This window comes from Roseateles toxinivorans, from assembly GCF_004362525.1.
GTDB lineage: Bacteria > Pseudomonadota > Gammaproteobacteria > Burkholderiales > Burkholderiaceae_C > Paucibacter > Paucibacter toxinivorans.
Window position 1 is genome coordinate 24,090 of record NZ_SNXS01000005.1, and the last position, 10,961, is coordinate 35,050.

Consider the following 10,961-nt stretch of genomic DNA (forward strand, 5'->3'; position numbering starts at 1 on the left):
GGCGCCAGTGTCCGAGACGCCAAACTCCATCCAGCCGCTGGTGCTCGTCTCCTGGGACGGCAAGAGCCCGCCGCTGCAATGCCTGCACATCGACGCCACGCCGCAGTTCAGCCTCGTGCTGTTCGATTTCTCGGGCACAGTTGCGCAGTCCGAGCTGACGGTGCAGGGCCTGCGCTGCCGGGTGCTGTCCGGCGCGACCGAGTGCAAGGGCGAGATCTACCAGGCGCTCGCCGCACATCTGGCCGGGGCAAGCCCACTGCCCGAGTACGTGAGCCTGATCGACGACGACATCATCATCGGCGTCAGCGACATCAACCGCGCGCTGCACCTGGCCCGCGCCACCGGCCTGGACGTATTCTCACCCTGCCTGAGCCACGACAGCCACTACACCCATCGCTGGACCCTGCAGCAGGGCCAGGCGATGGCCCACCCGGTGGACTGGGTCGAGGTGATGATGCCCTTCTACCGCGGCCCGTTGTTCATGGCCGGCGCGCCCCACTACGAAGGCAACGTCTCGTCCTGGGGCATAGACAAATATCTGATACCGACCCTGCAGAAGCTGCTGGGCATGGAGCGCACGGCGATCCTGAACACGATCGTGGCCAGCCATGTGCGGCCGGTCACTAGCGGGCAGAAGACCTATCGCAATGGCCGCACGGCGGCGATGGAACGCGATGCGCTGAAGGCTCGCTGCATTGCGCTGATCGAACGCGAGAAGCCTGAACTCAGGCACGGCCATTGGTACCGGCGCATCTTTGTGCAACGTCATAGCCGCAACGCGTGGCAGCGCCTGGTCTACGGTCTGGGCCGGCCGATCAGGCGCTGGCTGGAACGCAGCACCTAAGCCTGGGTCGCCAGGCCCACCAGCAAGTCCTCATAGCGCTGCGTCATCAGCGCCAGCCCGTGCTCCTCCAGCGCGCGCCGGCGTGCCGCCTGGGCAACGCGGCTGGCCAGGCCCGGGTCGCGCAGCAGCTCGGCCAGCACCTCGGCCAGGGCCTTGGCATCGCCCTCGGGCACCAGAAAGCCCGTCACTTGGTCGATGATCAGCTCCTGCACCCCAGGCACAGCCGAGCCCACCACGGCGCAGCCGGCCGCCATGCCCTCGACCAGGGACAGCGGCATGCCCTCCCAGTGGGTGGACAGCACGCAAATCTGCTGCGTCATCAAGAGCTCGGGCACGCCTTTGTAATGACCCAGAAAGCGCACCTGGCCCTGCAGTCCCAGCTTGGCGACCTCGGCCTCGGCCTGGGCGCGCAGCGAGGCTTTGCCGCCGCCGGCCAACAGCACCGGCGGTGTCAGCCCCTGGGCCTTCAGCAGCGCAATGGCGCGTATCAAGGTCAGGTGGTCCTTCTGCCGTGCAAAGCGGGCCGACATCACGATGCCCGGCACCCGCGCGTCGAAGGCGTGCAGCTCGGCATCGGCAAAGGGCTCCATGCGTATGCCATTCGGTATCGCCAGCGTCTTGGCCTCGGGGAAGCCCAGCTCGACCAAGCGGCGGCGCACGCCCTCGGACACCCCCACCAGCCAGGCAGTGCGCGCGCTCAGCCAGCGCGCCTGCGCCAGGCGCCAGCGGGTGTAGCGCTCGCGGGTGTTGTGCTCCACCTGCACCAGCGCCTTCACGCCTGCCCACAGGCCGGCATGGCGGCCCAGCAAATGCTCCGGGAAACCGTGGGCCACCAGCACCTCGGGCTTGAACTCTCGGCAGATCTTGACCAGGGCCCAGATCGTCGCCAGATGCGACCAGCCGGGCACCACGCGCACTGCCAGGCCCTGGTCCTGCAGTGCCTGGACGCGGGCCGCATCGGTGTTGCGCTTGCGCCTGAGCACCAGCAGCGGCTCAACGCGCCGGCCGCTCAGGGAAGCGCTGGCCAGATCGACGGCCACCTGGGTGGCGCCCGAGAAACCCCCGGTCACGAAGTGGAGCACGCGCACCGGTGGCGTCGAGGCGGGCATGAGCGGGAGGGTGTCCAGGTCATGCCTGCTCGGGGGCGCGTCAGAAATCATGCGGCGAGTATATGCAGGGCCCTTCCCCGTACGCTGCAGCCGCTGCGCTAGAGTGTGGCCCACGCCACAAAACCCCCACGATCGCACTGCCAATGACCGCCAAACCACCGTCCCCCGCCCGCCGCTTCTGGGCCTTTGTACGCCCGCATCGCAAGGGCCTGGTGGTGTCGGTGCTGGCCTTTTTGCTGGCCTCGGCGACCGAGCCGCTGGTGCCCTGGCTGCTGAAGTTCGTGCTCGACGAGGGCTTTACCAGCGAGATGAGCTTCCCGATCTGGGCCGTGCCGCTGACCCTGATCGGCCTGTTCGCCGCACGCGGCCTGTTCGCCTTCAGTGGCGCCTACATGATGAACCGCACCGCCTCGCGCACCGTGCTGGACATCCGCCAGGCGCTGATGCGCAGCGTGATACGCGCCGACGCCAAGCTGTTCAGCCACATGACGCCGGCCGAGGCAGTCACCAAGGTGGTCAGCAATCCGCACGAGCTGACCAATTTGATGAGCGGCGCGCTGACCACCATACTGCGCGACGGCAGCACCAGCATCGTGATGCTGGCCTATCTGTTCTACCTGAACTGGCGGCTTACCCTGCTGACCCTGGTCGTCGTGCCCGTGCTTGGCGTGGCCGTGCGCCTGATCCACAAGCGCGCCAAGCGGCTGGGCACCCAGGCCTATGACTCGCAGATGCGCCTGGTCTCGGTGGTCGATGACATCGCCCGCGCCTGGCGGGTGGTGCGCACCTTCGATGCCGGCGCCTGGGAGGCGGCCCGCTTCGAGCGCGAGGCCCGCCATCTGCAGCGCATGACCTTGAAGAACGCCGCATCGAGCGCGCTGATGAGCCCGGTGTCCCAGGTCGTGGCCAGCGTCGGACTGGCCATCATCCTGACCCTGGCCCTGGTGCAGGCCCAACAGCAGCGCGCCACCGTCGGCGAGTTCGTGGCCTTCATCACCGCGATGCTATTGCTGATCTCCAAGGTGCGGCATCTGACCGATGTATCGCAGCCGGTGCTGAGCAGCCTGGTCGTGGCCCGCGGCTGCTTCGAATTGCTGGACGTACCGCCCGAGCCCGATGGCGGCACGCTCAGCCTTGACCAGTGCCGGGGCGATATCAGCTTCGACGCGGTGATCCTGCAGTACGACGGTGCCGAGCGCGCGGCGCTGAATGGATTCACGCTGCAGGTCGGTGCCGGCCAGACGATTGCGCTGGTCGGGGCCTCGGGGGCGGGCAAATCGACCATCGTCAGCGCGCTGCTGGGCTTTGTGGCGCCGAACCGCGGCCACATCACCCTGGACGGTGTCGACATCCAGCAGCTGAAAAAGGCCTCGCTGCGCCGCCAGTTCGCCGTGGTCTCGCAAGACATCGTGCTGTTCGACGGTAGCCTGGCCGACAACGTGATCTACGCCAGCCCTCGCGACGAGGCCCGGCTGGAGCGGTCCTTGCGCGCCGCCAATCTGTGGGACTTTGCCGTCAGCCAGCCCCAGGGCCTGCAGACGCTGGTCGGCGCCAATGGCAGCAGGCTGTCCGGCGGCCAGCGCCAGCGCCTGGCCATTGCCCGCGCGCTGTACAAGGACGCCCCGATCTGGGTTTTTGACGAAGCGACTTCGGCCTTGGATACCGAGAGCGAGCGCGCCGTCCAGCAGGCGCTGGAGCAATGGCATGGGCGCAAGACCCTGATCGTCATCGCTCACCGCTTGAGTACGGTGCGCCACGCCGACTGCATCCACGTGCTGGCCGACGGCCGCGTCATCGAGCAGGGCCGGCATGAGGAGCTGATGGCGCTAGGCACCGCCTATGCGGCCATGGTCGCGGCACAGCATCAGTAACCTGGGTAAACCAGGCCTTTTCTCCGCCACCATACGGAGTTATGCTAGCGCTGGGTCAGGCCCTTGCCTGCCTCAGCGCGGCGTAGCCGCTTGACCACGGGAGCCGCACCATCCACCTACCAGGGAGAGCGCTTATGTTGAAGAAGATGCTGGCCATCGTGATGGCCCTGTTCGCGGCCGCAGCGTTTGCGGCCGTTGACGTCAACAAGGCCAGCCAGGCCGATCTGGAAACCATCAAGGGCATAGGCCCGGGGGTCTCGGGCAAGATTCTCGACGAGCGCAAGAAGGGCGCGTTCAAGGATTGGGCCGACTTCATCGAACGGGTCAAGGGCGTGGGTGAGGGCAACGCCGCCAAGTTCTCGGCCGAGGGGCTGACGGTCAATGGGGCGGGCTTCAAGGGCGCCGCGCCTGCGTCAGCCAAGGCAGACGCCAAGCCGGCCAAGGCAGACACCGCAACGACGGCCGTCGCAGCCGATGCCAAGTCGGAGAAGAAGGCCAAGACCGCAGCCAAGGCGGCCTCCAAGAGCTGAGCGGTCCGGTCGGCCCGCCGCCTTCAGAGTGCGCTGAGGCTCAAGGCAAGCCTCGCGACGTTTCCTGGCTGCGGGCCGCCGGCATTGGATCCAGTTTGTACATGCCCATCGGCTGTGTGTAGCGGTCCCAGCCGAAGAATTTGGCCACCTCGTCGCGGCGGCTCATCGTGTCATGCCTGCCCAGCGCCATCAGCTCGCCGGTGTAGGACGGCTCGAACAGCAGATAGCTGGCCAGCGCCGCGCCCTTGGCCTGCTCGCCTTGGCCGGAAACGCCAACGCCGCGCAGCATCGCCCGTATCGGCGTGGGCAGATCCCCCTGGTGCTTGGCGGCCAGGTCGTCCAGGCGTTGGCTGGGCGCAATCACCAGAACCTCGATAGGCCGCAGCTTGGTCGAGCGACGCTGCTCGGGCGTCAGCAGGCCCAGGGTGCTGTTGATGCGCTGCAAGCGCTCGATATCGACCGCCAGCGCATCCAGGAAGATGTTCGACATCGCATGGCCTGCCACCTGGGCCAGACTCGGGTAGCCATCCACCTGCACGCGCCGGCCCGGCGGTTCGTGCATGCGCCCGGCACCGACCACCAGCACCCGCTCGGCGCCCAGGTGGATGGCCGGCGAGATCGGCGCGTTCTGGCGCATCGAACCATCGCCAAACCACTCGTTCTGGCCGTCCAGGTTCAGCGATACCGACGGAAAGATGAAGGGGATGGCGCTGGACGCCATCAGGTGCGAGATGCTCAGCGGCGTGCGCACCGCGATACGCTGGGTGCGCTCCCAGGGCTCGAAATCCTTGATCGCCTGATAGAAACTGACATGGAGCCCTGAGCTATAGCTGGAGCCACTGACCGACAGCGCCTGCATATGGCCGTCGAGCAACATGCGATTCAGCTTGTGTATCGGCACCACCCGCTCCAACAGCTCGCGCAGGGGGCTGTTGTCGAGCAGGCTGCGCGGCTTGGCCTTGCGCCAGCGGGCGATCGCCCAGCCCACCGACATCATCGTCAGCCAGCGCGCGCCGGTGCGTATCACGCCGAACGAATCCGAGCGGTAGACGTTGTCGGCGTGCAGGTTCTCCCACAGCTTCACCAACTGATCCACAGTGCCGTCGAAGTCATCGGCGCCGCAGGCCAGGGCGGCGGCATTGATGGCCCCGGCCGAGGTGCCGGCAATCACCGGGAAGGGGTTGACGCCACCCCAGACGCCGCAGTCGCGGCGGATCTGCGCCAGCGCCGCCAGCACCCCTACCTGGTAGGCGGCGCGCGCGCCGCCGCCGGTCAGCACCAGGCCGGTGGTCGGGAAGTGGGGGGGCGCATTCATGCTGTGCTCTATTGGGATTGCGGTGCCGACTTGATTCTGCCCGAGCTTAGCGTCCGTGGGTCAGGCAAGACCTGGCACTTGCAGTTTTTATCAGGATGACAGCGGAACTGTGCGCAAAGCGCAAAGCCCTGGCCACTGGGCCGGAAAGCGCAGCCAGTTCGACGGATCAAACCCGGGCCTGCAGCTTTAGATTCCTCGGCAACTGGCCACAGAACCTGAGGCCGGCAGGGGAAAAAAAATGACCACAGCCAGCAGCACCACCACCACACCCGCCACGCCCGCCAACTGGACGCCGGCCGAGATCTCGCGGCTGACGCCGGCGCAGATCGCGGCCATCACGCCGCAGGCGCTGCAGCAAATGTCCAGCCCGCAGCTGAATGCCTTCTCCACCGCCCAGTTTGCCCGCCTCGACAGCGCCCAGCTGCATGCACTCACCGAGGAGCAGATGGGCTTTCTGGCACCCCGGCATCTGCTGGGCCTCAGCGCCACGCAGCTGCAGAGTTGGAGCGCCGACCAGGTCGGCCAACTGAGCCTGGTCAGCTGGCGTGCGCTGAGCACCGGCCAGATGGCCGCCCTGGGCGCCGAGCTGGTGGCCGCGCTGCCGGTGGAGCGTGTGCAGGCCCTGCAGCCCAACCAGTTTGCCGCGCTGGGCGACGCCGTGCTGCCGGCCCTGCGCATCGAGCAATGGGCGGTGGCAACGCAGGCCCAGCTGGCGGGCTTGAGCCCGCAGCAGTTCCAGTTGCTGCCCCCGGCATCGCTGGCCGCCCTCAGTCCAGTCGCATTGCGCGGCCTGATCGCCGCCGATCTGGCCGCCCTGGGCGAGGCCCAGCTGGCCGCGCTCAGCGGTGCTCAGATCCAGGGTCTGTCGCCGCAGGCCATTCAGGGCTGGAGCGCCGAGCAGATCCAGTCGCTGTCCGCCACCCAGCTGGCCGCCCTCAGCACGCTGCAGATGGCGGCGCTCAAGCCGGTGCAGATGGCCGCGCTGGCGATCGAAGACCTGCAGGCCTTCAGCCCTGCCCAGCTGAATGCGCTCAGCGCCAGCCAGTTCGCCAGGCTGAGCGTCGAGCAGTTGCATTCGCTCAGCGACACCCAGCTCGGCGGCTTGAGCGGCAGGCAGCTGACGACACTGAGCGCGGCACAGCTGCAGGCCTTCAGCAGCGAGCAGATCGCCCAGCTGAGCCCGGCCGCGCTGCGCAGCCTGACTCCGGCCCAGCTGGCCTCGTTTGACGCCGGCGATGTGGCCGGCCTGTCCGCCGACCGCCTGCGGGCGCTGAGCCCGGCCCAGCTCGCCGCGCTGAGCACCGCCGCGATCGCGGCACTGGACCCTGAGCAGGTCGCCTCGCTGAACGGCGCCCAGCTCGGCGCGCTGCGCCCGGCCCAGATGGCGGCACTGGGCACCGAGGACCTGCAGGCGCTGAGCCCGGCTCAGTTCGCGGCCCTGGGCAGTGCTCAGATCGGAGCCCTCAGCGCCGCCCAGTTCCACGGTCTGGACCCGGAGCAGATCGCTGCCCTGCAAGCCCGCCAGCTGATGGGCCTGAGCACCAGCCAGATGCAGGCACTGACGGCAGAGCAGGTGGAGCGGCTGAGCCCCACGGCCCTGCGCGCCCTCAGCAGCACCCAGCTCGCCGCGCTGGATGCCGAAGACCTGCTCGCACTGAGCACCAGCCAGCTGGCTGTGTTCAGCGCGGCGCAGCTGCTCGCCCTCGGCACGGATGACTGGGCCGCGCTGTCGGACACGCAAATGGCGGCGCTGACCGCAGCCCAGCTGGGCGGCCTGGGCACCCGAGTCATCCAGTCCTTGAGCGCCGAGCAGTTCTCCCATCTCAGCGAAGCAAGCCTGCGCGGGCTCAGCAAGCTGCAGGCAGCGGCGCTGAGCGCCGAACAGCTGGCAGCGCTGGGCACGGCCCAGGTGCAGGCGCTGGCGCCCACCGCCATCCAGGCCTTGAGCAGCCAGCAGATCCAGGCCCTGGACATCGACCAGATGAAGGCGCTCGGCCCGACCCAGATCGCGGCGCTGAGCCCGGCCCAGCTCGCGGCACTGAGCGGCGAGGACTGGCGTGCGCTTAGCGGCTCGCAGCTCGGTGCCCTCAGCGGCACGCAGATGGCAAGCCTCGGCGAGGCCGCACTGCAGGCGCTGAGCCATGAACAGTGGTCACAGCTGGGCGCGCGCCAGGTGCAGGGCCTGAGCGTGGCCCAGCTGCAGCGACTGCCGCCCGAGCTGATTGCGGCGCTCAGCGCCAGCGCCATAGCCGGCCTGAGCAAGGCCCAGTTCCTGGCGCTGGACAGCCTGCAATTCCAGGCCATCGAGAGCCGCGACATCGCCGCACTCAGCGCCATCGAGCTGCGCGCGATGAGTGCACAGCACATGAGCTGGTTGACCGCCGGCCAGCTCGGCGCGCTGACCGCCTCCGAGATAGGCACCTTCAGCAGCGCACAACTCCGCGCACTCAGCGCCGAGCAGTTCGGCGCTTTGAGCAGCGCTGCACTGCGCGGCCTGACGGCCAGCGAAATGGGCAGCCTTACGGTCGAGCAGCTGCAGGCCCTGGGCACCGGCCAGCTCGCCGGACTGGCCGGCACGCCGGTGACCGCGCTCAGCGCCGTACAGCTGCAGGCCTTCACGCCGAGCCAGATCCAGGCCCTGCCGGCGGCGGTGCTGAACGCGCTGAGCACGGCGCAGATCGCCAGCCTGTCCGCAGCGCAGCAGCTCGCGCTGACGAGCAGCCAGATTGCCGCCCTGCCCGCAGCCGATCTGCCGGCCCTGCAGGCCCAGCTACCGCAGTGGAGTGCCGGCCAGCTGGGGGCGCTGACCAGTGCCCAGGTCGGCGCAATGAGCGCCGACACGGTGGCCCGGCTGTCGCCCGAGCAAGTGCAGGCGCTCGGCGCCGTGGCTGCGCTGTCCAGCGCCGCCATGGCCGCCTTCACGCCGCAGCAGTTGGCGGCGCTGAGCAGCGCGCAGCTGAAGAGCTTCGATGCGGCCGATCTGAAGGCCCTGGGCGAGCCGCTGCTGGGGCAACTCAGCACGGCCCAGATCAGCGGCCTGAGCGCCGCCGCGGTCGGCCCGCTGGGCCTGCGCGAGCTGGCGGCGCTGGGCAGTGCAGGCATCGTCGCGCTTTCGCCGGCGGCGCTGGCCTCGCTGAGCAGCGAGGAGATTGCCCAGTTCAGCAACAGCGCCCTGCCCCAGCTGGGCAGCGCCCAGATCGCGGCGCTGAGCGCCACGCAGATGGCAGGCGTGGCAGCCGGCACCCTGGAGCAGTGGCGGCCCGAGCAGCTGGCGGCGCTGTCCACCGGCGCCGTGCACGCGCTGAGCAACGGCCAGATCCAGGCGCTGAGCCCGGCCCAGCTGGCACGCCTCAGCGCCGAGCAATTGCTGGCCCTGCCGGCCGAGGCCATGCCGCTGCTGTCGCCACAGGCACTGGCCGCCATCCGGCCCGAGCAGTTACAGGCGCTAAGCGCCGCCCAGTGGGCGGCACTGAACACGGCCCAATGGCAGGCGCTGACGCCCGATCAGCTGGCGCGCCTGGGCACGGCCATGATCCGTGCCTTGCAGCCCGAGCAGGTGGCCGCGTTCACGCCCGGCCAGATCGCCGCGCTGGGCCCGGACCAGGTGGCCGCGCTCGAGCGGGCCGACCTCCAGGCCCTCGGCAACGCCAGCCTGCGCGCGCTGAATGTGGCGCAGATGCGCGGCCTCACGGCCCAGCAGCTCGAAGGCCTGGCGCCGGAGCAACTGGCCCAGTTCAGCGCCACCCAGCTGGGTGGGCTGTCGGCCGGCACCTTTGCCAGCCTCAGCATCGCCCAGCTGCAGGCGCTGGCGCCGCAGCAGTTCACGCAGATCAGCGGCGCCTCGTTCGCCGCGCTGTCGTCCTACCGCCTGAGCGTGCTCGGCACCGAGGTGATCGCCGCCCTGGGCGCGGAGCAGATCGCCGCCCTCAGCAGCGCCCAGGCTTTGAGCCTGACGCCCGCGCAATGGCATGCGCTGGACGGTGAGCAGCTGCGCTATCTGGCCCCGGCCGTACTGCAGACCTTGCCACCGGCGCTGCTCAACCAGCTCGATCCGGCCCAGCTCGGTGCCCTGAGCGCCACCCAGGTGGCGGCCCTTGGCGCCAGCCAGCTGGCGGGTCTGGGCCTGGCACAGATACAGGCCCTGAGCCCGCAGGCCATCGCGGCGCTGAGCCCGGAACAGTTCAACGCGCTGAGCACCGCCCAGATCGCCGCCTTGAGCCCGCGCCAGGTGCAGGCCATCAGCCTGGCCGACCTGAGGCAGCTCAATGATGCCGACCTGCAGGCACTGCGCGGCGAGCAGATCAGCGCGCTGACGGATCAGCAGCTCGCCACCCTCAGCGCCCAGCAGCTGGGCGCCTTCAGCGGCGGCCAGATAGCGGCCTTCAACGCCGGTCAGATAGCCCTGCTGGCCAGCGCCCAGATCCGCGGACTGAACGGCGAGCAGCTGCAGGCCTGGTCGGCCCAGCAGCTGGAGTCTTTGAGCACCCAGGCACTGCGCGCCCTGTCACCGGACCAGGTGGCGGCGCTTCAGCCGGGCCAGCTGGAGCTGCTGCATGCCGAGCAGTGGCGCGCCCTGTCGAACGGCAGCCTCGCTCAGCTGTCGACCGCGGCGGTGCAGGCCATCAGCGGCGCCGCGCTGAACGCGATGAGCCCGCAGCAGATCGAGGCGCTGACCGGCGCCCAGGTGCAGGCGCTGCAGGACAGTCAGATCCGCCAGCTGGCCAGCCAGCAGTTCGCGGCGCTGAGCCCGTCCGATATCGCCCTGCTCAGCCCTGTTCAGGCCGCTGCGATGACCGCCGCCCAGGCGGCAGCGATGACGGTGGACCAGTTGCATCAGCTGCGCCCGGAGACGGTGGCCGCCATGTCCGAGGCCACACGCCAGGCACTGAACATGAGCCATGTTCAGCCGCTGGCCGCACCGACGATGCAGGCCAGCGGCTTTGTCGATCTGGGCGGCATCGGCGTGGCGCCGGCCGACAGCCAGCCCACCCACGCGCACGACATCTTCACGCTGCAGAAAATGCTGCCAACAGCGGCCACGGGCGCCGTCGACACAGCACTGAACCTGGACTGGGCCGCAACCGTGAGCCCGCCCGAGCGGCATCTGTTCGGTTCAGCACCGGCAGAACTGCCCGGCCTGGCCGACCTGCTGGCCCAGCCGGGCGAAGCACTGCTGGCCCAGCCCAGCGCGCCGCCCATGCACAGCGCCGAGGTGGCGCCCGCACTGCTGTCAGCCTGGCTGCACAGGCCCATCGACGAGCATGAGCAAACTCACAACTGGCTGATCTAGGC

At 69.2% G+C, this 10,961-nt stretch carries 6 protein-coding genes; 4 read left to right on the forward strand and 2 right to left on the reverse strand.

The window, feature by feature from the left end; genetic code table 11:
• Positions 1–7 precede the first annotated feature (7 nt).
• A complete protein-coding gene (locus DES47_RS18420; RefSeq protein ID WP_133702221.1) occupies positions 8–844 on the forward strand; it encodes a hypothetical protein in 837 nt (278 codons plus the stop codon).
• Here DES47_RS18420 and DES47_RS18425 read toward each other — a convergent pair.
• Positions 841–1,953, reverse strand: a complete 1,113-nt coding sequence (locus DES47_RS18425; RefSeq protein ID WP_133702222.1) for a glycosyltransferase — start codon at positions 1,951–1,953, stop codon at positions 841–843. The two genes, DES47_RS18420 and DES47_RS18425, sit on opposite strands and share 4 nt — an antisense overlap.
• Before the next feature lie 143 nt (positions 1,954–2,096).
• On the opposite strand from DES47_RS18425, the gene DES47_RS18430 reads away from it, so the two are divergent.
• Both DES47_RS18430 and DES47_RS18435 read left to right on the forward strand, forming a co-directional pair.
• Positions 2,097–3,824 (forward strand): ABC transporter transmembrane domain-containing protein, encoded by a 1,728-nt coding sequence (locus DES47_RS18430; RefSeq protein WP_133702223.1) that lies wholly within the window; start codon positions 2,097–2,099, stop codon positions 3,822–3,824.
• A gap of 134 nt (positions 3,825–3,958) precedes the next feature.
• Positions 3,959–4,354 carry a ComEA family DNA-binding protein gene (locus DES47_RS18435; RefSeq protein ID WP_133702224.1) on the forward strand — a complete coding sequence of 132 codons (396 nt, stop codon included), beginning with the start codon at positions 3,959–3,961 and terminating at the stop codon, positions 4,352–4,354.
• A gap of 40 nt (positions 4,355–4,394) precedes the next feature.
• Here DES47_RS18435 and DES47_RS18440 read toward each other — a convergent pair whose 3' ends face one another.
• Positions 4,395–5,669 carry a patatin-like phospholipase family protein gene (locus DES47_RS18440; protein WP_133702225.1) on the reverse strand — a complete coding sequence of 425 codons (1,275 nt, stop codon included), beginning with the start codon at positions 5,667–5,669 and terminating at the stop codon, positions 4,395–4,397.
• Positions 5,670–5,907: 238 nt separating this feature from the next.
• Here DES47_RS18440 and DES47_RS18445 point away from each other — a divergent pair, with 238 nt between their 5' ends.
• A complete protein-coding gene (locus DES47_RS18445; protein ID WP_133702226.1) occupies positions 5,908–10,959 on the forward strand; it encodes a hypothetical protein in 5,052 nt (1,683 codons plus the stop codon).
• The last annotated feature ends 2 nt before the right edge of the window (positions 10,960–10,961 follow it).

Bases quoted from the DNA above. Each gene is read 5' to 3' on its own strand.
- DES47_RS18425 (WP_133702222.1), bottom strand. From the start codon at position 1,953: ATGCCCGCCTCGACGCCACCGGTGCGCGTGCTCCACTTCGTGACCGGG.
- DES47_RS18430 (WP_133702223.1), top strand. From the start codon at position 2,097: ATGACCGCCAAACCACCGTCCCCCGCCCGCCGCTTCTGGGCCTTTGTA.
- DES47_RS18435 (WP_133702224.1), top strand. From the start codon at position 3,959: ATGTTGAAGAAGATGCTGGCCATCGTGATGGCCCTGTTCGCGGCCGCA.
- DES47_RS18440 (WP_133702225.1), bottom strand. From the start codon at position 5,669: ATGAATGCGCCCCCCCACTTCCCGACCACCGGCCTGGTGCTGACCGGC.
- DES47_RS18445 (WP_133702226.1), top strand. From the start codon at position 5,908: ATGACCACAGCCAGCAGCACCACCACCACACCCGCCACGCCCGCCAAC.